This is a genomic window from Geomicrobium sediminis, assembly GCF_016908595.1.
GTDB lineage: Bacteria > Bacillota > Bacilli > Bacillales > Marinococcaceae > Geomicrobium_A > Geomicrobium_A sediminis.
In genome coordinates this window covers 103,642-125,311 of sequence record NZ_JAFBEC010000009.1, presented here as the reverse complement: position 1 = coordinate 125,311, position 21,670 = coordinate 103,642, and the positions used below count along the sequence as shown (strand labels likewise).

Genomic DNA, 21,670 nt, shown 5'->3' with positions numbered 1-21,670 from the left:
GAAAGCGTACAAGGGGAATCTTTCACTTTTGTCGTTTCAAAGTTACTACACAATTCGCCAATTGATTTACGTTATCCTCTGTCTCACCCTCAGTCATAAAAAATAAGAACTCTACTCGAAAGACATTCAAGTAGAGTTCTTATAATTATGCCGTGACTACCTGACCTGGATCAGCTTGTTGATCTTGTCGTTTCTTTCTCATCTTATTGATGACAATTAAGAGGACAAACAATCCAATTCCAAGTAAGTCTGTATAAACTGAAGCGTGAATAAAGACAAGTGACGATGTTAATGCAATGATCCACTCATACCAACGGTAATTCGTAAATAGATAACGTTGAATAACCGTTACGAATACTAGAATACCGATAAGCGCGGTAAAGATCGCCCATACGATTTCATACCATGCATAAAGACCTGCGTTCTCTGGAAGCAATAGAATAATTGTGTTTGTTGCAAAGATAAACGGCAAGAGCAAAGCACCTGTATCGTATTTGAAACCTTGTACCCCTGTAATAATCGGATCTGCTTTTGCAATTCCTGATATCGCATATGCCGGTAAGTTTACAGGTGGTGTGTCATCGGCAAGAACGCCGTAATAGAGTACGAATAAGTGAGCTGCCATAATTGGCACGTTCATTTCAATCAGTGCCGGCGCAACCATGGCGGCTAAGATGACATAGGTTGCAGTCGTTGGTAAACCAAGACCAACAATTAAACACGCGATAAATGTAAAGAATAATGCAAGCAATAGGTTGTCGCCTGCAAAACCTACAATGATTGTAGGTAGTTTACCAGACAAACCTGTAAGGTTAATAACCCCGATTAAAATTCCCGCTGTCGCACATGCTGTTACAACGGTAAGCGACTTACGAGCTGACATTTCAAAACTTACAACGAGCTCACGCACACCGAATTTAACAGGTGCGGATTCAATTTTGTATCGCTTTTGGAACAGTACGAAGAAGATACATACAAAAATTCCAATTGCTATCATTATTGAGATCTCAATGTGCCATCCGAGTAATACGTGCATAAGGTAAGAGATTCCAGCGAGAACGGCTGCAATTAATAACCCTGCACCAAAGCGCTCACGTAAGCGGTGAGCGAACACCGCAACGGTCAGTAACATAACAATTGAGAAGAACGCAGCGTTAAAGACTGTATTTCCAACGAGCACAAAATATACGAGTGCTAGAATCGGAATAATTAAGTAACCTTGTTGCAATAAACTTCTCTTGGCAGGAACAAGCGTTGACTTATCCAAACCTCTAATGTCATTTTTCACAGATTCAATGTGGACCATCCAAAGAATGGCAATATACGTTAATACGGCCGGGATTAAGGCTGAGACCATAATCTGAGCATAACTATACGGTGTATACTCGATCATTAAAAATGCGGCTGCACCCATAACTGGTGGTAAAAGCTGTCCACTCGAGGATGATGCAACCTCAATCCCTCCGGCAACTTGCGGTTTAAATCCTACTTTCTTCATTAAAGGAATCGTAAACGTTCCTGTCGTTACTGCATTGGCTACGGAACTACCTGAGATCGATCCCATAAAACCAGAACCAACAACGGCAGCTTTCGCTGGTCCACCACGATAGTGTCCGACCATACGAAGGGCAAGATCAATAAACATCTTACCTGCACCCGTTGCTTCTAAAATTGCACCAAACATAACGAAAATAAAGACGTAGTTCGCTGATACTGAAAGCGGTGTACCGAGAATCCCTGTGCTCGTGTACATCATTTCATAAATGAATGTATCAAAGTTAGCACGGCTATGTGAGAATGGCGGCGGTAACAGGTTTCCAAAGAAATAATATGCTATAAAACAAAGCGCAATAATAAGTAGTGGTTTACCGACAACTCGACGAGTTGCTTCAATAATTAATAGAATCATGATGACGCCCGCAATCATATGAATCATATCCATACGACCTGAGAGAATTGCTGGTGATGTCTGACTGTACATAACAAACAGACCGACAACGAGCGCAACACCCGCTAATAAGAAGTCATACCATACAATGGTTTGCTGACTTAACCCTTTTTTCCGTGGGAAAATTAAGTATACGAGTACTAACCCTAAAATCAAGTGAATAAACAAATGTTGCCTTGTTCCTACAATTAGACCAAACCCTGCAGTATAAAGATGATAAGCGGCCATCCCAACACATATTACTAAGATTAGTAATGCTTTCCAGCCGAAGACTTTCCGGTCACTTCCTTCGATCTCTTCTGTATCTGGAAGGTCTGCGGGGATTTCGACCTCTGTCGCATCGACAGCGCCTTTGAATTTTTTCTTATCCAAATCTGACATGGTCATCCTCCTGTAACCTCAATTGTTAACTTCCGTACATCCTCCGGCAATTCTGATAATACGATGATCTCTTCATCTTCATATTGAAAGGTATGCTCATACATGTTCGAAGGCATTAAACGAATCGAATCAATCTCTCGACTTGAACTCGGAACGATAAAATACCCTTCAATCATTTCCATTTGCTCATTTTCAGCATATGGAATACCTGCACCAAAAGACTTCGTCCATGTCTCCTTCGGAACAATGATGTAGTCTTTATCAATCATAAAAATCTCGCGAATTGGTGTTTTCATTACAGAATGGATGTACTCATGATAAAACTGGGTACCTGGTGACACTTCATAGTTAAAAAGCACTTCACCGGTTTCATTTGCAACAATTTGTAGCCTTGGTTCACGTTCACTTGTCATCATGATTAGAACGACAATAATCAGACTAGAAAAAACGAGGAGAAGAGCTAGTAATCGCCCTCCTCGTTTAGAAACCTTATTATTGATTTTCATCATAGAACTGTTGCGCACCTGGGTGCAAATCAATCGACATTCCTTCAAGCGCGGTGTCTAAGCTAATGAAGGTACCTGCATTGTGCGCATTTGCAAAATTGTCTTCATTATCAAAAATCGCTGTCAGAACATCGTAAATGACTTCGTCGTCAAGGTCTGCTTGTGCAACGAGCATCGCTTGTACTGCAAGCGTATTAACTGGAGCATCTAAACCGTATGAATCTTCAATTGTATACTCTGTATAGAACGGGTACTCATCAAGTAGAGCTTGAGCAGCATCTGCTTCTACATCAACGAGTGTAATATTTGCTTGTGCAGACAATGCTTCAATTGCCCCTGTTGGTGTACCTGCTACAATAATAGCTGCATCAATGTTGCCATCTTGTAAGCTGTCAGCTGCATCACCAAAATCTTGGTATTCAACACTAAAGTCATCATATGACATACCATGTGCGTCTAAAATTTGGCTTGCTACTACTTCAGTACCTGATCCAACATCACCAACAGCAACGCTCATTCCTGCTAAATCGCTAACTGTCTCAATACCTGAAGATTCAGTTGCAACGATCTGGATGACTTCTGGATAAAGAGTTGCAAGACCGAGTACGCCCTCAACTGGCTCTTCGAAGAAATCGTTTCCACCTTGTTCTGCATAATAAGCCGTATCATTTTGCGAAAAGGCAATGTGACCGTTTCCATCTGCAATGTCGTTAATGTTAACAACGGATGCACCTGTTGAAAAATGCGCTGCATCGTGACTATCCACATGGTCGTTAATTACTGTTGCTACTTGAGCACCAAGTGGGTAATAAGCCCCTTGTTCTCCACCCGTGAGGATTTCTAGTTCATCTTCAAAGTCTCCACATGCCGCAAGTAATGCTACAGATGCGCCAGCGACTAAAGTCGTACCAAATAACTTTTTCACAATAATGACCCCCATCATGTAGTAATTCGGAATTTTTTCTAAATAGATACAAATAGATTCCTCATTAACCCTACCATGATCTTTATCCGCTTTTAATTAAGTATTTGTTATAGATTTATAACCTTTAATTATAAATGTTGACTTGCTATACTTGAAAACTCATCTTTTGCAATGCCGATAACTTCCCTAGTGACTTGAGGTGTATAGAGAGTATCTTCCCAGATCATTGTTATTGAGCTCATTAATACCTGGTCTGAAAGTCTCACCGATTTTACTGAATCATTTCTAAGAAGTTGAACCATGTCTTCTGGCATAAGCGTTACACCTAAACCGTGACTGATTAATGTTTCAATCGTCATAATTTCAGGACCACTACAAATGGTGTTCGGTACAAAGCCAGCCTGTAAACAGGCTCTTTCTAATAAATAATAAAGCTCTGGTGAGTTTTTCGGATGATAATGGATAAACGGTTCATCTTTTAACTGTTTTAAATCTAATATGTCATCATTTGCAAAACGATGGTCTTTTGAGACAACCGCCATTAATGGATGTTGACTTAACTCATAAGTACTTAGATTTTCTTGATCTAGCTCACTCGAATCCGGTGCCATGCGCACGAACGCGATATGGCTCTTTTGTTTCTTGATTGACTGAATTGCCACTTTAGAAGTTGTTTCATCTAAGTAAAGTTCAGCGTCAGCATTCGTCTCTCCCATCCACTTTACGAGACTTGGTAACCAAAGGTTAGCCGCAGACGGTACGGTAGAGATATGAATGATCGCTTGTGGTACTTTTTTGAGTGTTGCAATTTCTTCAATCGTGTTCTCGATCTTATTAAAAGATGGCTTTAAATTTTCATAGAGAAAAGCACCTTCATCGGTTAAGGTTACACGTCTTGTCGTTCTTTTCAGTAATTTAAATCCTAACTCTTTTTCCAATGATGAGATCTGCTGGCTAAGTCCAGGTTGACTCACATGTAAATACCTCGATGCCTCACTGAAATTTAACGTACGAGCTACTTCAAGAAAATATCTAAATCCTAATAAGTTCATTTCCTTAATCACCCTTTATAACGATATCTCGGCAAGCCCCCATGCATCATTGTTACAAGACCTACTTGCTCTTGCCACGCTAGAGACTTTCCTACATTTACAATCATTGATGCGGTTGCTGTGTCGCCAAATATTCCATTAGGAATAAGTAATTGCACATGATCATTCCCTTCGACAGAAATTGCGTCTTGAGACTCTACACCTGCTGCCATTTTTAATTCTAGTTCGAGTGTTATTCCTTCTTCTGTGACTGCACTCATCTTCTGAAGCTGCCCTGCGACATCTCCAATTTCCAGATCGATCCAAGGAAGAGACAGTTTCTGCTCAAGCAAAATAGGTTGTAATGATGCGTGAACTTCTTGAATCGTTATTCCAAGACCTGTTGCCAACATTCTTAAGGATTCTTCCAAACCGACATGCCCAATCGCATTGTCTTTTGCAAGTTCTTCAAACGCTTCAACCGTCTTGCCGATGCCAACTTTCTGCTGAAGAGGCACGCGACGCTTCCTCGCATCAACGTGACGTTTGATTTGAATACGTGTAATTCCATCGGTTACAGTGCTCGCAACGAGCGGGAGTGTATCCATAACAAAACCAGGGTTAATACCAGTCCCAATGACTGCTTTCCCCTTTCGTTGCGCATATTGATCGATTTCAGCACTAAGCTCTGGATAGCGATGCCAAGGATAGAGAAGCTCTTCACACGTGGATACGACATGAAAACCGTGATCAAGAAGCTCTTTGATTTGAGGCCAAACCGAGGGAAGATGCGAACCTGTAGCATGAACTGCGACTTTACGATCATAAGCACTTACAATATATTGTAATTTCGAAATATTATCATGAATATGACGATTAGTAGGGGCTTCACTGACAAGTTCAGATAGTGGTAAGTCTAATTTTTGTGGATCAAGATCGACACCACCAACAACCTCTATATGTTCTTCCAGACTACACTTCTTAAGAATTTCTACTCCAATCGGACCTAAACCAAATGATACAACTGCAATCTTTGACATCTAACAAGCACCTCGTATTCTTTAAAGTAGTACGAGGATAGCATATATTAGCAATAAGTATAAATTACTATTAATTATAACTCTATAACAGAAATCATTTTCTTGCAAATGCTCACAAAACTACGAATGCTCATACTTTATTTGTTAGAATTTGTGAATGGAGGTGCTTTTATGACAATTACGAGACTCGATCATATCCTATTTTTAGCGTCCGTATTTTGCTTTTGGCTCGCGACTTACATATACGTACCGATCTTTAGTTTGTACTTAGAACAGATCTCTTTTCCTTATGCAGCTATCGGAATCATACTCGGTAGCTATGGAGTGTTGCAAGTTGCTTTACGCTTTCCACTAGGGATGTTATCCGATCGGCTACGATCGATTCGTAAAGGGCTTTACGTGAGTGGGTTTGTGATCGCTGCGATTAGTGGCTTAATTCTCGTCTTTTTTGATTCCTTCGTAATGGTGTTAATCGGTCGTCTGCTCTCAGGTGTTACCGCAGCGATGTGGGTGATGGCGACGATTCTTTATGCACAATATGTTCATCAAGACCAAGCAGGTAAAGCGATGGGGGCCATGCAACTTTTTACTGTGCTTCCACAATTTGCGAGTATGCTCACGGCAGGTTTGCTCGTGGAATCTTTCGGTTGGCTCTCGCCATTTTGGGTGGGCGTGATTGTGTCAATCATTGGACTTGTTCTCTCATTATTCGTCAAAGTTGTAGACCATGATGCGACTCAAGTTCAAACACTCCAAGCACATGAATATTTCACTCGCACGCTTAAAACAAAATCTTTAATGCCTCTCGCAACGATTGCTCTTATTACACACGGTGTTATGTTTATTTCGATTTTTGGTTTCACACCAAATTACGCTGCTACACTCGGAATCAATGAGCAACAAATGGTTCTACTCATGACGGCTTTCTTCCTGCCCCATGCACTTTCTTCATTAATGGTAGCTACCATACAACTCACAAAAAAAGTAGAGTTAATCATTGTTATGAGCAGTCTTTTTCTGTCAGCGATTGCTTTTCTTACCGTTCCTCTGTCTACAGGTCTGCTTTCCATTAGCATCATTCATGCGATTATTGGACTTGCATTAGGGTTTGTATTACCAATCTGTTTGTCGCAAGCAGCCACCCTTGCTCCTCCGTCGATGAAGACGACCATTATGGGGTTTTATCAATCGTATTATGCTGCTGGAATTTTCTTAGGACCTTGGTTGGCAGGTCTCATTGCTGAACACTACTCATTACCAGCAGTCTTTGTCTTTGCAAGTTTCACAGCAGTTGTTGGTGGGATTCTTACGATCTATTTAATCGTGCAATCAAAACAAAACACGTGATTCAATAGAATCACGTGAGTGTTAATTGCGGGTGCATCAATTTCAAATCGACTGTCTTCTTTAAGAAATACAACGCATAGTCGAGTTGACCAAGATCTTCATAGTACCGTGATATGAAAACGGTCGTATCATAATACACACGTTCAAGGCCAGGTTCAGATAAGAGCTTAAGGCCTTCTTCCACATAAGTATGATCTCTATAATCATGCAACCCACGTAAAATGAGACAGATGGCTAATAGATTCTCATAATTGTTTGCTTTCGCCTCATATTCTGCATGATTTAACAATAAACGAGCATGGTGGTCTTGCTCTAAAAAGAAGTACGTGACAGCTAGAAGTATTTTCGATTGGACACCATCAATCGTTGTTGCGTATTCATCATCGCTAATCGCACGTTCAAAATGCTTAAGAGCTTCTTCATAATTCATAGCCTTCATTGCGTGTAGACCTGAAACCCCTAATACCCTTGGTTTCAAATCGCCCAAGTTCTCTTCAACTCTTAAAACCTCACTGATTAACTGGCTTGCTCTGTTTGTTTCTCCTAACCAGTTTTCAACATCAGATAAATAAATCTTGCAACTGGCTTGAGCACGCTCATACCCATATTGTTGCTCATACAGCGTTAATGCTTTTGTTAATTGGAGATGTGCTTCTCCATACAAATGAAGGGAATAACAAGCTCGTCCAAATCGAAAAAGAAATTCTGCACGTTCAGCCGGATCATCGATTTGAGTTAACATATCTTCTGCACGGGAGAAATATTTAAATGCATTTCGATAATCCTTACTCTCCATAAGCGACTCGGCATGAAGATAATACGAAAAAAAATCTAATAGGCAATCCATTTCATCTGTTGGTTGAGGAGCATTGCTATAATACGGTAGGTTCAGCCAATGCTCATCGAGAAACTTATCGTGCTTAAACGAAACAAGCTGATAAAACGTGACGACCTTATGATCCGGGAGCATTTGCTCAAGCATTCCAGAAACTTTATCTTTCAGCTGGACCGCAAGCTCACGATGGTTACGCTTTACCGCTTCATACCAGAGGTTAATTTCACCCCCAACCGTTGCCGGCGAATATTCATGCAACATTGATGTACCCTCCACGCCACAAATGTTTAGAATATTATAACACACAGAGGAGACCCACTTGCATTAAAACCTTGATTTATTTATTGCAATTGTTCGACATATCGTTTCAAAACTTTTACACCAGTAACACAGTCCGCTAATGTCGTCCATTCATCCGGATGATGACTAATACCCTTTGCACTCCGCACGAAAATCATAGCCATAGACATTTGTGTTCCCATTAACATCGCATCATGTCCCGCACCACTAGGAATCTCAATCGATGTAAACCCTTCTGCTTCTATGACTGAATGCAATCGATCCTTCGTTTCTTGTGATACTGGTACTGGCGCCACATTAATTGTTTCTTCACACTCCAAGGACACATTCCATTCTTGAGCAATTGTGTTAGCAACTTCTTTTATTTCTTCGAATAATACATCTCTCGTCGGAGCTGTAATATCTCTTACATCCACAACAAGTGTTACTTTACCAGGAATGACATTCGCACCGTTCGGTTCAACCGTTAATTTCCCAACAGTTGCTACCGCAGTCTCACTATGTCGAATCGGCAAAGATGCAACTGAGTGAACGAGTTGTGACGCGGCTACAAGTGCATCTTGCCTCTGGTTCATCGCTGTGTTGCCTGCGTGTCCTGCTACTCCTGTGAAGGTCATTTTCCAATACCTTGGACCAGCTATACCTGAAACAACTCCTACCGGGAGATTACGCTCTTCCAATACTTTTCCTTGCTCAATATGTAACTCAATGTAGTCACTTCCAAGTTGGAACTCACGCTTTGCTTTTGTAAAGGTTTGTGCGTTCAGTTGAATGGCAGCCAACACTTCCTCAAATGAATCACCACTAGCATCACGAAGCGCTCTCTGTTGATCAAGATCTACTGCACCAGTCATTGCACGGCTTCCTGTTAGGCCACTATTAAATCGACTTCCTTCTTCATCAGTAAAAATCACCACTTCATAAGCACGTTTTGGCGTATACCCTTCTGTTGCCCAAGCCTCAACGACTTCCAAAGACGATAGCACACCTAACGGACCATCAAAATGTCCTCCGTTCGGAACGCTATCCACGTGCGAACCACTGATCACAGGTGGTAACGATGGATCACTTCCTTCTAATCTAGCAATGACGTTTCCAGCCTCATCTGAGCGTACGCTCATGCCAGCATGTTCCATCCAACTTATAACAAGTTCTTTTGCTCGCTTTTCTCCTTCTGAAAAGCCAATGCGATCACTCCCACCATCAGCTGTTAAACCAATTTCGGCAATCTTACTAAGTCGTTTGGCAAGTCGTTCACCTTGAACACCGAGAGCATCTTGGCTCTCAGCGTATTCAGATAATAAGCGGTTATACAATTGCTCATACATTGTTACTTCAACTCCCTATCTTCTTCGTTATTGGCACTCGGTTATTCTGTAGGACGCGGTCCAGCATCAAGACCTTCAACACTCGCTAGACGAATAGGGTTTACTGTTAAATCAGACTCGACGCTAATCTGACAAGACAAACGAATGGATTCATCTTCTACCCCTCTTCGCTTGCGAGCATCCATTTCAGGTTGCTCCATTGTACCTGGATCACCACTAATAATCTCACAACGACACGTCGTGCATTTTGCGTTCCCACCGCAACGATGCAAAATATCGACGCCGTTATCTTCTAGAGCCAGTACTAATTTTGTTCCTGACACTACTTCAAAGCTTCCTTTATCTTTCACCGTAACTGTTGGCATTCAAATCATCCCCTTTTTATGTATAGGCAAAATTCTATCATTAGTTCAAAACATTGTATAACCGTTCTTTGCCCTTATTGCTCTAATTTCATATCACCGAATTTAATTAAACGCATCTTACGCATAAGCTCTGAGAGGAAAAATGCTAGCATAGCTGGCAACACAAAATGAAACAACAATATGAGAATAAACACATCCATCGTGAATCCCATTGATGTTAACGTCATGATTTGTCCAACAAAACCACTTGTCCCCATCCCAGCACCTTCTGCATTGTTAATCATCCCAAAATAAATGACAGCAGTGGGTGCAAGTAGAATCCCTGTGACGGTTGGTGGTACTAGGATCCATGGGTTTTTAACGATGTTCGGTACTTGCAGCATCGACGTCCCAATTCCCATCGAAATGAGACCGCTCGTTCGATTTTCTCGGAAACTACTTACGGCAAATCCAATCATCTGGGCGCAACATCCAATGGTGGCAGCTCCAGCAGCCAATCCATTCAAATCAATCATAATCGCAATTGCTGCACTAGAAATCGGTGCTGTTAGTGCCAATCCCATAAGTCCTGCCACGATCATACTCATAATTAACGGTTCCTGTTCTGTTGCCCAGTTAATAAGACCGCCAAACTCCCGCATAGCCGAGTCAATCGGCGGACCAATTAGCACAGCCACTGTATACCCGACCACTACCGTCACAAAAGGCGTAAGTAAAATATCGAACTTCGTTTCCTTGCTTACGATCTTCCCGCACTCTACCGCAAGAACTGAAGCTAAAAACGCCCCAGCAGGACCTCCTAGTTCAACTCCGGCTGCTCCACTAACAATCGCTGCGAACAGTACGAGTGGCGGTGCACCAAGACCGTAAGCCACTGCAGCTCCAATTGCTGGACCTAACAGCCCCATCGCAAGCGTCCCCATATCAACGAGGAATTCAATTCCCAGTTGGTTTCCGAGCGTCTGGATGATCAATCCAATTAATAATGATGCAAACAACCCGAGAGTCATATAACTAAAAGCTGTAATAATGTACGTACGCCAAGAAAGGTCAATTCCTTTTCTCTTTAAAAACGCCCGCATAATTCATTACTTCCTTTCCAAGTAGCTATTCTTTTCTCTATCATAACGAAAACTTCTAAAAACTATTATATAAATTTGTTAAATATTTCACAAAGTAGCTTATTAATCGTCGTTCGATGCACTTATGAGACGTGTGCTTCCAGCACATACTACGATTAAAAAGCGCCCTAGTAAGCCTAAACATACGATTCATAACGGTTTATCTGTTATTGTCTACACCATAAGCATTACACGAGGAGGCTACAATAAATGATACACATTATGCTAGATGACAACCATATAGAAGCCATGGATTGGACAGAAGACGACCAATCTATCCACTTTACATTTCAAGTGCATTCAAATGACTATCATGCTGTAACGACACTTTTATATCGTCAACGTTTTCTTGTTACAATTCCCGATCAAAATCGTTCATTTAATGGGAGCATCATCAATTATTCAACGTCAATTACGAACTTATACGAACCCGATCAAGTCGGTACATTTTCACTCACACTGCAGAAAGAAGGAGATGTTCATGAAGCTTAGCGTACTCGATAGCTCCCCGATCGCGGCTGGAAAATCGTCACAAGATGCCCTTATAGACTCTGCCACGCTCGCGCAAGCTGTCGAACAACTAGGGTATACACGCTTTTGGTTAACCGAGCACCATGATTTGAATGGACTAGCTTCTTCTACACCTGAAGTGTTACTCGCCTGGATTGGCGGTAAAACCTCTTGCATTCGTTTAGGCACTGGCGCAATCCTCTTGCCACACTATAAGCCATTTAAAGTGGCAGAAATTCATCATACACTCGCTACGCTCTTTCCAGATCGAATTGATATCGGCCTTGGCCGCGCCCCAGGTGGGAGTGCCGAAGTAACCAATGCACTTAATGATAACTTCTTACAAGCTGTTTATAACATGCCGGATCTTGTTCAAGAATTACTAGCATACATTGATCAAACGGTTACACACATTCACGCATCCCCTGTTCCAAACACACCACCTTCAACTTGGCTTCTTGGGACGAGCAAAAAAAGTGCTGAACTGGCTGCTAAACTGGGGATAAGTTACGCCTTCGGTCAATGGATGAGTGATACAGATGGAACAGAAGCAATCACTCTTTATCACGACCAATTTATACCGCGAACAAGAGGATCACAGGCAAACTCAATGATGACCATTGCTGCTCTTTGTGCTGAAACGAACGAAAAAGCGATGCTCCTTGCAAAAAGCCTCTTCCTTTGGCAGCAACAAGTCAATCATGGTCATGGAAACGACGGGATCCCTTCAATTCAAGTAGCAAGTCAATACAGGTTCAAATCCGATGAGCAAACAAAGTTCGAAGAATATGTACAAAAGATGATTGTCGGTGAACCTGCTGTTGTCGCAAAAAAAATTGCTGAACTTCCTACTGAAGAAGTGATGATTCACACTCCTGCTCATGACGTTAACGATCGCATTCACTCCTATAAATTGATTGCAGATGCTATGAATGACTTATCCTTGGGCCGTCTAAACTAAGAACTATAGCCATATCATTAACAAACGATATTCTGTGGCGAGGGGGATGAGATGAAAAAAACGTATTTAATTGTTGGGGCAATCATGGCAACACTTGCCTTATGTATCGCTGTATTTCTTTTCTATTCCTACGGTGCACTCACGAAAACGACTGACGACATCTACCGCCCCATTGAACGTACTCATCCTTCCGTCCACCGACCAGAACCTGCTCTTGTTGAAGAGCATGACCCCATCTCGTTTCTACTCCTCGGCTTGGACGCTGAGGATGAAACGTTAGGTAGAACAGACACACTAATTGTTGCCACAGTCAATCAAACAACATCCTCCATTCAAATGCTTAGCATCCCAAGAGACACTCGCACAGAGATTATCGGTCACAACACCATCGATAAAATCAATCATGCTCACGCATTCGGCGGGGCTGATATGACAGTTGAAACGGTTGAAAGCTTACTCGATATACCGATTGACTATGTCGTAACAATTAATATGCAAGGCTTTACAGATCTAATTGACGCAGTTGATGGGATCACGGTTACCAACTCATTTTCTTTTGAATATGGTGGATTTGAATTTTTAGAAGGCCCAACTGAATTAAGCGGAGACGAAGCTTTGGCATACGTTCGTATGCGCTACGAAGATCCTTTAGGTGATTCAGGGCGTAACATTCGTCAACGGCAAGTCATCGAGAGCTTTCTAAAAGAAATCGTTCAGTTTCCATCGATATCAAAAATAAATGAGATCTTTACTACCGTTCGCGATAACGTTGAAACGAATTTAACACTTAGTGAAATGATTGATTTATTCGCCTATGAACCTTCTAGGCATCATATTGAACAGCATACATTACAAGGAACTGGGACGTATAAAGATGGGATTTACTATTTACTCGTCTCAGATGAAGAACTTGAAAGACAATCCAATAAACTAAAAAAACATTTAGAGCTTTGAAGCTTTTCTAGCTCCAAATCCCAGCAAGGTCGCCCCCATTCACAGATGATTCATGCTATAATACTTTTTAATATTTCCTTTGAGGCAGGTGAGTGAAGATCTAGAATAATGAGTTGCACGTTTTTACAGGGGTGATGTTCCTGTTTATTTGTGCATAACATAATTGTCTATTTTGCTGTTCATTATTCAACATCTACAACAACATACTGCATAACAGAGGAGAATGTTTCGTTGAGTATAGGGATTAGCGCGACGCTGTTTGTATTGTTATTAATCGCCACTGCTTTTTTTGTGGCGTCAGAATTCTCGATTGTTAGAATTCGAAACAGTCGTCTCGATCAAATGATTGATGAAGGAAGTAATGTAAAGGCTTCTTTAATGAAAGACACCGTAAAGAAGTTAGACGGTTACCTTGCCGCATGTCAGCTTGGAATTACGATTACTGCACTCGGTCTAGGTTGGTTAGGTGAGCCAGTCGTTGAACGTATTTTACACCCTGTGTTTGAAGCAGTGGGCGTCTCAGATACACTAATTACACCTTTATCCTTTGTTCTAGCTTTTGCAATTGTGACGTTTTTGCACGTCGTTTTCGGAGAATTGGCACCTAAAACCGCTGCCATCCAAAAGCCTGAAGCCATTGGCTTTTTCTTGTTACGACCACTAAGAATCTTTTATAAATTAGCTTATCCAATTATATTTGTACTCAATGGTGTTGCAAACCGATTTGTACGACTGTTCGGCATACAACCTGCTGCAGAGCGGGAAGAGGCACACTCCGAGGAAGAGTTACAAATTTTACTTACCGAAAGCTTAAAGCACGGTGAAATTAATCAAGCAGAATTTGGCTACGTAAATAATATTTTCGCCTTTGACGAACGAAAAGCACATGAGATTATGGTACCTAGGACAGATATGATCTGTTTGTCGGTCGATGATTCTTTCAAAGATTCAATGGCGATTATTCAAGATACAAGGTTCACCCGCTTCCCAATCATTGGCGAAAGCAAAGACGACATGATCGGCTTTATCAACACCAAACAGTTTCTACTCTTGAACGTTGAAGAAAACCTTGTGAATCTAAATGAAATCATTCGTCCTGTCTTAACCGTCTCAGATCAAACACCAATTAAACGTCTACTACGCAAAATGCAATCAGAAGGTGCTCACTTAGCAGTTTTGATTGATGAGTATGGCGGTACTTCTGGGATGATTACCATTGAAGATATTCTTGAAGAAATCGTTGGGGACATTCGAGACGAGTTTGATGAAGAAGAGATTCCAGAGATTGAACAGATTGCTGACTCCCACATTCTTGTTGATGGAATAGCACTCATTGACGATGTAAATGAGTTTCTCCCAACAAAAATTGATGAGGATGAATTTGATACGATCGGAGGTTGGCTATTCGCTAAAAACCCAAACATCGAAGAAGGACAACGATGGCGCACCGAAGAACTCGAAATACGAGTGCTTAAACGGGACGAATATCGCTACCGCAAACTTGAAATCATCTTCACCGAACAACCCATCGAACAACTGTAATCATACACAATGTAATAAGCTCCCTCCAAATGGAGGGAGCTTATTTTGGTTGTTACCCTATGAAAAAAAGCTATGCAAGAGACACTGAAGTACGGGAACCCCCACGTACTCTGCCAATTTTTATTACAGACGGTTAGACGTCTTTTCTTTTAATGTTTGTCTCTCGCTACTTAGCATGAACCGCTCTTGTTGCTCAAACCACACAGCAAACACGTAAATGACCCACAACTTCCTACTGTTATCCTTCTTCCCTAGTTGGTGTTCACGCAGAAGTTGTTCTACATAATGAATGTTTACATAATCACCTACATTCGATGCTACAATCCGTTCTACCATCTCCGTTCCTCGATTACCTTTCAGCCATTTGCGTAGCGGGACCGGAAAGCCAAGCTTCGGACGGTGAAGAACATGCGCAGGTACTATATCTGCAAATGCCTCCCGTAACAACCTTTTTGTTGTCCCTTTGTCGACCAGCCATTTTGTTGGTGTTGCGCGAGCAACGTTGTACACTTCTTTATCTAAAAAAGGAACACGCAACTCAAGGCTATTAGCCATAGACATCCGATCCCCTTTTACTAAAATATCTCCCGGTAACCAAAAGTTCATATCAATATGTTGCATCTTTTGAACGTCGTTCCAATTACTTGCTTCTTCATAAACGTTTCTCATTTCTTCATACACATCGTAGTTAATCAAACGTTTGTTTAAAACAGATGATTTATCCCCTTGGAATACTTTCGCATTACCAACAAAACGCTCGTTCAGTGGTGTACACGCGCGTTGCAAATAATTGATTCCATACATCGCTGGTAGTTTAGACAAGACTTGGCGCAAAGGTCTTTTTAGCATATCAGGTAAACTCGCTATCGCTTTTAACGCTTCTGGCTCCTGGTAAATTCGATAACCTGCAAACAGCTCGTCCGCTCCTTCCCCTGATAATACAACGGTCACATTCTCCTTTGCCATTTTACAAAGGGCATATAAAGGAACTGCTGAAGGGTCAGCAATGGGTTGATTCAGCTTACAGATCACCTCATCAACAAGTTCAAAGTACGTCTCCTCGGATAACGTTTGTTCATGATGAATGGTATCTAGTTGTTTTGCGGTTTCCCGAGAAATCTCACACTCATTCTGCTCACCTTCAAAACCAACCGAAAACGTATGCAGCGGACCATACTGACGCATTAATGCGGTAATAATAGTGGAATCGATTCCACTTGAAAGGAAGCTCCCTACAGGTACATCACTTTGCATATGTACATTTACCGACTCCTCCAAGCTTTCGCGAATTTTTGTTTTCCAATTCTGTCGATCGGATGGCTCGACTGTTGAAGGTTGAGCGCTCCAATACGTCTTGGAGAGAACTTTCCCGCTAGTCTCTATACACAAATACGACCCTGGTCGAACAGATTTAATCCCTTCAATCATCGTATTTACACCAGGAACATATTGTAAGGTTAAATAGTGCGAATAGCTTTTTGCATCAACTTTTGAACACTCTCTTCGTACCCTTACCAAACTAGAAACCTCCGAGGAAAGAAGAATCCTACCGTCATCGATACAATAATGTAGAGGCTTAATACCAAAAGGGTCGCGTCCTGCAATAAGACGCTTTTGATGCTCGTCCCATAAAAGAAATGCGAACATCCCTCGAAGCTCATAAATGAACGCTTCTCCTAATTCTTCATACAGGTGAAGAAGAACTTCTGCATCACTCTTCGTCGTAAACTGATGTCCACGAGCGATTAAATTCATACGTAATTCTTGATAGTTGTAAATCTCTCCATTGCAGATGAGGCGAAGTGTTCCATCTTCATTCGTGAGCGGTTGCATGCCTGTTGAAGGATCGATAATCGCAAGTCTGCAAAAACCAAGACCGATGTGATCATTACTCCAGATCGCTTGATCATCAGGTCCCCGATGAATCATTTGCTCATTCATATTTAGTAGATCTTCTTGCATCATTGAATGAACGCTTATGTCAACAATCCCGTTAATCCCACACATCTTACAATTCTCCTTTTTCCAACAGCCTACGAATTTGACTTTCTAATCTTCGTAGTTTGCTACGTTTTGACGTAAAACATGTATAGGAAAAAAGAATTCTCATCTTTAATTCCACTCGATCACTTTTGAAAAACGAGATACTTTCCTGTAATAAGTTATGGTAAAATACTAATTATACTTTTTAGAAGATTAATACTTATACATAGAGGTGAAGGAACATGATGGAATTCGATCAGTATTATCAGCCTTACGCTTCAAAGCGAACGCCAGTGTACAGCACAAAAGGGATGGTAGGAACTTCTCAACCACTGGCAGCTGAAGCTGGCCTTACGATGCTCAAAAAAGGCGGCAATGCCGTTGATGCAGCAATTGCAACCGCTGCAGCCTTAACCGTTGTTGAGCCGACATCAAACGGGATTGGCGGCGATTCTTTCGCAATTTTATGGCTAGACGGAGAACTTTACGGCATGAATTCAAGCGGACGTGCTCCTGAAGGCATTTCAATTGAAGCTGTAAAGGCACTTGGACATGAAGATATGCCCCAAAAGGGATTAATTCCGGTCAATGTTCCTGGTGCACCTGGTGGTTGGGCAGCTCTTTCTGAACGATTCGGGAAACTCCCACTCAGTGAAACCCTCGCTCCTGCCATTGATTATGCGGAGAATGGGTTCCCCGTCAGTCCAGTCGTAGCTCATCATTGGAAGAAAGCCGTTAACACGTATCCTGCTGAGGAAGCTGTCTTTAAGCCGTGGCACGATACATTCACAAAAGATGGACGTGCTCCTGAGGCTGGTGAGATTTGGACATTACCTGGTCATGCAGAAACACTGAAGAAAATTGCAGAAACGAACGGGAAAGCTTTTTACGAAGGTGAGTTGGCCGATGCCATTGATGCCTTTTCTAAAGAGCATGGTGGATTTATTCGCAAAGAAGACTTGGCGAAGTTCCAAACCGATTGGGTGACACCACTTAGCGTAAACTACAAAGGCTATGATGTGTGGGAGTTGCCTCCGAACGGACAAGGAATTGTTCCTCTTATGGCGATGAACATTTTAAACGGGTTCGACTTACCAGCTAAGGAAACGGTAGAAACATATCATACACATATCGAAGCTTTGAAACTCGCCTTTGCTGATGGCTTTGAATACATTACAGACCCTGAACACATGTCCATTGACCCGAAAGACTTGCTTACAGAAGAGTACGGGGCAGAACGTCGTGCCCTTATCACCGACCAAGCTATTGATCCTAAAGCGGGCGATCCTGCACGTGGCGGAACAGTCTACATGACCGCAGCTGATGGTGATGGCAACATGGTTTCATTAATTCAAAGCAACTATGCAGGCTTTGGATCAGGCGTTGTCATTCCAAACACAGGAATCTCATTACAAAATCGTGGTTGGGAATTCAAATTAGATGAAACGGCTGCTAACGCGCTAAAAGGTGGCAAACGTACGTATCATACGATTATTCCTGGATTTTTATCAAAAGACGGTGTCCCTGTCGGACCATTCGGTGTAATGGGCGGATACATGATGCCTCAAGGACATCTACAAGTATTAACCAATTGCATCGACTACGGCCTTAACCCACAAGCTGCTCTAGACGCCCCTCGTTGGAAATGGGTTGGAGGAAAAACTGTTGAAGTTGAAGCAAGTTTTCCAGCTGAAATCGCTCGACAGTTAGAACGCAAAGGGCATACAATTAAACCGACGCTCGAATCTGGAAGTTTCGGAAGAGGGCAAATCATTTGGCGTGATCCAGATACAGGTGTACTTGTCGGTGGTACTGAACCACGCGCAGACGGACATATCGCAATTTGGTAATTTAAAGGGCAAGGGGCCATCTCCTTGCTTTTCCTCGTTTATTACTAACCTGGAGGCTACTCATGAACGCACAAACACAGCTCAACATCTTTATTGCGATGTTTCGAGCGAATATCCTCGGTTACGGAGGCGGTCCTCCAACGATCCCTCTCGTACATAAAGAAGTAGTAGATAAATACAAATGGATGAGTGATGAAGAATTTAGTGATGCAGTAGCGCTAGGCAACACGCTTCCTGGACCAATCATTACGAAGCTTTGTGGATACATCGGTTATCAAATCGGAGGCACACTTGGTCTCATCAATGCAATTATCGCAGCAATCATGCCTACGGCAATCTTAACGATAATTCTCGTTGGAACATTATCATCGTTTCGGGACATTCCCTTTGTACAAGGAATGACGTATGCAATTGCCCCTGTTGTCGGGGTATTGCTAATCATCATGACGTATAATTTCTTGAAGCAATCGAACAAAAAAGCAGGGTTTCTCGGAACAGTACTCTTAACATTCATTAGTTTGATTGTACTCGAGTGGTTAAACGTACACCCTGCAATTCTTATCGTCACTTTAATCGCCATTGCACTGATCCGCAAACCAAAAGAAGAAAAGCAACAAGAAAGGGGCGATCACTAATGCTAGAGTTATGGCACTTATTCCTCGCCTTTTTCATTCCTGGAATTGTCGGTTACGGTGGGGGACCCGCTTCCATTCCTCTTATCGAACATGAAGTTGTCAATCGCTACGGTTGGATGACCACGCAAGAATTCGGTGAAGTCCTTGCTCTTGCCAATGCATTACCTGGACCTATTGCGACGAAGATGGCTGCATTTGTCGGTTGGGAAGTTGCCGGTGTACCTGGTGTCATCGCCACACTATTTGCTACAGTAGGACCAAGTCTAGCAGCGATGTTACTTCTAATGTCCGTCTTACTAAAGTACAAAGATCACCCACGCATGAAAAAAATGACATCTTACATTCAAGCACCCATTGCTGTATTACTAGGTGTACTTGCTTTTCAATTCTTCGTTATGTCTTGGGAAGATGCTGGATTGATTCAGACACTGTTTATTGCAATCGCTGCTTTACTTCTATTAGAGAAGTTCAAAGTACATCCTGTCATCGTTATTATTGGCTCTCTTATATACGGGGCTATCTTCCTATCATAACTGACATAAGACGCGGTTAATTAGAATCATTGTTATACATTTAATGGAATACAATGCATGCGGAATTCTTTTTGATTTTCTGACTTTTTTATGGTTTAATAAGTATTAGTAAGCCATTCTTGAATATATTTTTTCATTCACTAGGGGGGCCATTCGGCTGAGAGAAGCGTTGCTTTAACCCTTTGAACCTGATCTGGTTCGTACCAGCGTAGGGAAGTGAAGCTTGTTACGAGAACGCTCTGTGCAATGCATCAGGGCTTTTTTTAGGTTCAAGAGTAGTTCTTTACAACTAAAACTCTCCATTTGAACATTATCAAATGAAGGGTTTAATTTGACCTATTTCTTTTTCCTTCTATATAACCAAAACCAGACAATGATCCCAATAGATAGTGGTACAAGAACTGGTGATAATCCCACAACAGTTACAACAATAAATGAGACGACAGACAGTAACGCATTAATTGTACCCGTAAACAAGTTCGTCGCATTTTGCCACGTATTCAAGCTGCTTTGATCTTGCAGTGCGGTTGAACTTTGCTCATAGATATACAAATTTACCGTTGCAAAATCGACTTGATTTTCTAGATAATTCATTCTTCCTTCAATCGTTTCAATTTCTTGTTGAATATTTGCCAAATCCTCAGAGATCGTTAGTAAATCTTCTGTATTCTCTGCAGCTTCAAGAAAGGTAAGCAATCTCTCTTCTACGATCTCTTGAGAACGAAGCCGAGATTCGAGATCGATATATTCTTCGGTCACGTCATTTCCATACGTGGAACGATGCACTAATTCTACGCTCACCGAAACAACCTCATCCAAAAACGATTGGAAATCATCTTCTGGAATACGTACGAGTAATGAACCACTGCGCTCACCTTCCTCGCTCCCTTGAACGCTCGTTTCAACAACATAGCCATCTAAATCCATCACTTTGTTTTCAATTTCATACATCATGTCGTCAAACTCTTCAACAACAACTTCAAGATGGCCATTTTGAACGACCATTCGCTCTGATGCTTCTAAACCGCTCTCTGTCTGGTCGGTCTCTTCTACTTCCATATCTACAGCGTCTTCTTCTATGTTTATAGCTTGGTCTGCCATTTCAATCGTATTACCCATCTGCCGAGTAGATTCCGTTGATTGATCTTGATTGCAACCTGAAATGAATAAGAGAACAAACAGTAATGATACAATTTTTAGTGTCACGACTACCCCTCCTTCTCTCTACCTTTGTAGTCGTGTTCTACGCTTATATGTTTCACATTTCTGAAAATAATAATAAAAATCTCATAATGGCGTGCTACTTACCTCTCTGAACCTAAAAAACTGAGCAGGACGTTCAACTACTCAGTTTATACTTATTGACTTATGGTGCTGGGAAACGTAGTAGACGGTCATCTTCTTCAATTGGGTTCCCTCGACCATTTGCGTTATTCGTTATCACATACAACATGTCCTCTGACTCATCGTACAGCAGCGTCACGCAAACGCCCCTCTTCTTCTAAAACGGTCGTTATCGTGTTGTCATCCAAGGAAAATTGCATAAGTTGCTAACCAGCCAAAGCTGCTACAAAC

The 21,670-nt window shown here is 41.7% G+C and carries 19 protein-coding genes and 1 riboswitch; of the genes, 8 read left to right on the top strand and 11 right to left on the bottom strand.

The features are described 5' to 3' along the window. Nucleotides 1–145: 145 nt before the first annotated feature. From JOD17_RS15685 to JOD17_RS15665, 5 genes are all read right to left on the bottom strand, one after another. Nucleotides 146–2,329, bottom strand: a complete 2,184-nt coding sequence (locus JOD17_RS15685) for a TRAP transporter permease (RefSeq protein ID WP_204698888.1) — start codon at nucleotides 2,327–2,329, stop codon at nucleotides 146–148. A gap of 2 nt (nucleotides 2,330–2,331) precedes the next feature. Continuing rightward, a complete protein-coding gene (locus tag JOD17_RS15680) occupies nucleotides 2,332–2,838 on the bottom strand; it encodes a DUF1850 domain-containing protein (protein WP_204698887.1) in 507 nt (168 codons plus the stop codon). Continuing rightward, complete coding sequence (locus JOD17_RS15675) at nucleotides 2,822–3,760, bottom strand: TAXI family TRAP transporter solute-binding subunit (protein WP_204698885.1); 939 nt, start codon at nucleotides 3,758–3,760, stop codon at nucleotides 2,822–2,824. The genes JOD17_RS15680 and JOD17_RS15675 overlap by 17 nt, the downstream gene beginning before the upstream one ends. Before the next feature lie 128 nt (nucleotides 3,761–3,888). Then, nucleotides 3,889–4,812, bottom strand: coding sequence for a LysR family transcriptional regulator (locus JOD17_RS15670; RefSeq protein ID WP_204698883.1), 924 nt, complete (start codon nucleotides 4,810–4,812; stop codon nucleotides 3,889–3,891). A gap of 8 nt (nucleotides 4,813–4,820) precedes the next feature. Next, entirely contained in the window at nucleotides 4,821–5,831 is a 1,011-nt protein-coding gene (locus JOD17_RS15665; protein WP_204698881.1) for a hypothetical protein, read from the bottom strand. A gap of 171 nt (nucleotides 5,832–6,002) precedes the next feature. Here JOD17_RS15665 and JOD17_RS15660 point away from each other — a divergent pair, with 171 nt between their 5' ends. Next, nucleotides 6,003–7,178: an MFS transporter gene (locus JOD17_RS15660; protein ID WP_204698879.1), complete on the top strand. Its 1,176-nt coding sequence runs from the start codon at nucleotides 6,003–6,005 to the stop codon at nucleotides 7,176–7,178. Nucleotides 7,179–7,188: 10 nt separating this feature from the next. Here JOD17_RS15660 and JOD17_RS15655 read toward each other — a convergent pair whose 3' ends face one another. The 4 genes from JOD17_RS15655 to JOD17_RS15640 all read right to left on the bottom strand — a co-directional run bounded on the left by JOD17_RS15655 (nucleotide 7,189) and on the right by JOD17_RS15640 (nucleotide 11,088). Continuing rightward, nucleotides 7,189–8,274: a response regulator aspartate phosphatase gene (locus tag JOD17_RS15655; protein WP_204698877.1), complete on the bottom strand. Its 1,086-nt coding sequence runs from the start codon at nucleotides 8,272–8,274 to the stop codon at nucleotides 7,189–7,191. Nucleotides 8,275–8,354: 80 nt separating this feature from the next. Further along, on the bottom strand, nucleotides 8,355–9,641 hold the full coding sequence (locus JOD17_RS15650) for a Zn-dependent hydrolase (RefSeq protein ID WP_204698875.1): 1,287 nt from the start codon (nucleotides 9,639–9,641) through the stop codon (nucleotides 8,355–8,357). Nucleotides 9,642–9,682: 41 nt separating this feature from the next. After that, nucleotides 9,683–10,006 carry a 2Fe-2S iron-sulfur cluster-binding protein gene (locus tag JOD17_RS15645; RefSeq protein ID WP_204698873.1) on the bottom strand — a complete coding sequence of 108 codons (324 nt, stop codon included), beginning with the start codon at nucleotides 10,004–10,006 and terminating at the stop codon, nucleotides 9,683–9,685. Nucleotides 10,007–10,080: 74 nt separating this feature from the next. Beyond that, nucleotides 10,081–11,088, bottom strand: coding sequence for a PTS sugar transporter subunit IIC (locus JOD17_RS15640; RefSeq protein ID WP_204698871.1), 1,008 nt, complete (start codon nucleotides 11,086–11,088; stop codon nucleotides 10,081–10,083). Nucleotides 11,089–11,337: 249 nt separating this feature from the next. Between JOD17_RS15640 and JOD17_RS15635 the strand changes: the two genes are divergently transcribed. From JOD17_RS15635 to JOD17_RS15620, 4 genes are all read left to right on the top strand, one after another. Next, the gene (locus JOD17_RS15635; protein ID WP_204698870.1) at nucleotides 11,338–11,619 is read left to right on the top strand and encodes a DUF3219 family protein; all 282 of its coding nucleotides are present in this window, start codon (nucleotides 11,338–11,340) and stop codon (nucleotides 11,617–11,619) included. Further along, the gene (locus tag JOD17_RS15630) at nucleotides 11,609–12,598 is read left to right on the top strand and encodes an LLM class flavin-dependent oxidoreductase (RefSeq protein WP_204698869.1); all 990 of its coding nucleotides are present in this window, start codon (nucleotides 11,609–11,611) and stop codon (nucleotides 12,596–12,598) included. Before JOD17_RS15635 ends, JOD17_RS15630 begins: the two co-directional genes overlap by 11 nt. Nucleotides 12,599–12,649: 51 nt before the next feature. Beyond that, nucleotides 12,650–13,552, top strand: a complete 903-nt coding sequence (locus JOD17_RS15625; RefSeq protein WP_204698868.1) for an LCP family glycopolymer transferase — start codon at nucleotides 12,650–12,652, stop codon at nucleotides 13,550–13,552. Nucleotides 13,553–13,783: 231 nt separating this feature from the next. Then, nucleotides 13,784–15,094, top strand: a complete 1,311-nt coding sequence (locus JOD17_RS15620) for a hemolysin family protein (RefSeq protein ID WP_204698867.1) — start codon at nucleotides 13,784–13,786, stop codon at nucleotides 15,092–15,094. 123 nt (nucleotides 15,095–15,217) lie between these two features. Here JOD17_RS15620 and asnB read toward each other — a convergent pair whose 3' ends face one another. Then, nucleotides 15,218–17,101 carry an asparagine synthase (glutamine-hydrolyzing) gene (asnB, locus tag JOD17_RS15615; protein WP_204698866.1) on the bottom strand — a complete coding sequence of 628 codons (1,884 nt, stop codon included), beginning with the start codon at nucleotides 17,099–17,101 and terminating at the stop codon, nucleotides 15,218–15,220. Nucleotides 17,102–17,319: 218 nt separating this feature from the next. Here asnB and JOD17_RS15610 point away from each other — a divergent pair, with 218 nt between their 5' ends. The 3 genes from JOD17_RS15610 to JOD17_RS15600 all read left to right on the top strand — a co-directional run bounded on the left by JOD17_RS15610 (nucleotide 17,320) and on the right by JOD17_RS15600 (nucleotide 20,095). After that, on the top strand, nucleotides 17,320–18,927 hold the full coding sequence (locus tag JOD17_RS15610) for a gamma-glutamyltransferase family protein (RefSeq protein ID WP_204698865.1): 1,608 nt from the start codon (nucleotides 17,320–17,322) through the stop codon (nucleotides 18,925–18,927). Between the two features lie 62 nt (nucleotides 18,928–18,989). Beyond that, a complete protein-coding gene (locus JOD17_RS15605; RefSeq protein WP_204698863.1) occupies nucleotides 18,990–19,562 on the top strand; it encodes a chromate transporter in 573 nt (190 codons plus the stop codon). After that, nucleotides 19,562–20,095: a chromate transporter gene (locus JOD17_RS15600; RefSeq protein ID WP_204698861.1), complete on the top strand. Its 534-nt coding sequence runs from the start codon at nucleotides 19,562–19,564 to the stop codon at nucleotides 20,093–20,095. The genes JOD17_RS15605 and JOD17_RS15600 overlap by 1 nt, the downstream gene beginning before the upstream one ends. 132 nt (nucleotides 20,096–20,227) lie before the next feature. After that, nucleotides 20,228–20,327, top strand: a riboswitch (TPP riboswitch). A 104-nt stretch (nucleotides 20,328–20,431) separates the two neighbouring features. Here the strand turns inward: JOD17_RS15600 and JOD17_RS15595 are convergent. Beyond that, entirely contained in the window at nucleotides 20,432–21,301 is an 870-nt protein-coding gene (locus tag JOD17_RS15595; protein WP_204698859.1) for a DUF4349 domain-containing protein, read from the bottom strand. Nucleotides 21,302–21,670 lie beyond the last annotated feature (369 nt).

Excerpts from the sequence above, each read along its gene's own strand:
- asnB (WP_204698866.1), bottom strand. The coding sequence starts at position 17,101 with ATGTGTGGGATTAACGGGATTGTTGACATAAGCGTTCATTCAATGATG.
- JOD17_RS15655 (WP_204698877.1), bottom strand. The coding sequence starts at position 8,274 with ATGTTGCATGAATATTCGCCGGCAACGGTTGGGGGTGAAATTAACCTC.
- JOD17_RS15630 (WP_204698869.1), top strand. The coding sequence starts at position 11,609 with ATGAAGCTTAGCGTACTCGATAGCTCCCCGATCGCGGCTGGAAAATCG.
- JOD17_RS15610 (WP_204698865.1), top strand. The coding sequence starts at position 17,320 with ATGATGGAATTCGATCAGTATTATCAGCCTTACGCTTCAAAGCGAACG.
- JOD17_RS15650 (WP_204698875.1), bottom strand. The coding sequence starts at position 9,641 with ATGTATGAGCAATTGTATAACCGCTTATTATCTGAATACGCTGAGAGC.
- JOD17_RS15660 (WP_204698879.1), top strand. The coding sequence starts at position 6,003 with ATGACAATTACGAGACTCGATCATATCCTATTTTTAGCGTCCGTATTT.
- JOD17_RS15625 (WP_204698868.1), top strand. The coding sequence starts at position 12,650 with ATGAAAAAAACGTATTTAATTGTTGGGGCAATCATGGCAACACTTGCC.
- JOD17_RS15640 (WP_204698871.1), bottom strand. The coding sequence starts at position 11,088 with ATGCGGGCGTTTTTAAAGAGAAAAGGAATTGACCTTTCTTGGCGTACG.
- JOD17_RS15685 (WP_204698888.1), bottom strand. The coding sequence starts at position 2,329 with ATGTCAGATTTGGATAAGAAAAAATTCAAAGGCGCTGTCGATGCGACA.
- JOD17_RS15605 (WP_204698863.1), top strand. The coding sequence starts at position 18,990 with ATGAACGCACAAACACAGCTCAACATCTTTATTGCGATGTTTCGAGCG.
- JOD17_RS15665 (WP_204698881.1), bottom strand. The coding sequence starts at position 5,831 with ATGTCAAAGATTGCAGTTGTATCATTTGGTTTAGGTCCGATTGGAGTA.
- JOD17_RS15600 (WP_204698861.1), top strand. The coding sequence starts at position 19,562 with ATGCTAGAGTTATGGCACTTATTCCTCGCCTTTTTCATTCCTGGAATT.
- JOD17_RS15670 (WP_204698883.1), bottom strand. The coding sequence starts at position 4,812 with ATGAACTTATTAGGATTTAGATATTTTCTTGAAGTAGCTCGTACGTTA.
- JOD17_RS15645 (WP_204698873.1), bottom strand. The coding sequence starts at position 10,006 with ATGCCAACAGTTACGGTGAAAGATAAAGGAAGCTTTGAAGTAGTGTCA.
- JOD17_RS15680 (WP_204698887.1), bottom strand. The coding sequence starts at position 2,838 with ATGATGAAAATCAATAATAAGGTTTCTAAACGAGGAGGGCGATTACTA.
- JOD17_RS15635 (WP_204698870.1), top strand. The coding sequence starts at position 11,338 with ATGATACACATTATGCTAGATGACAACCATATAGAAGCCATGGATTGG.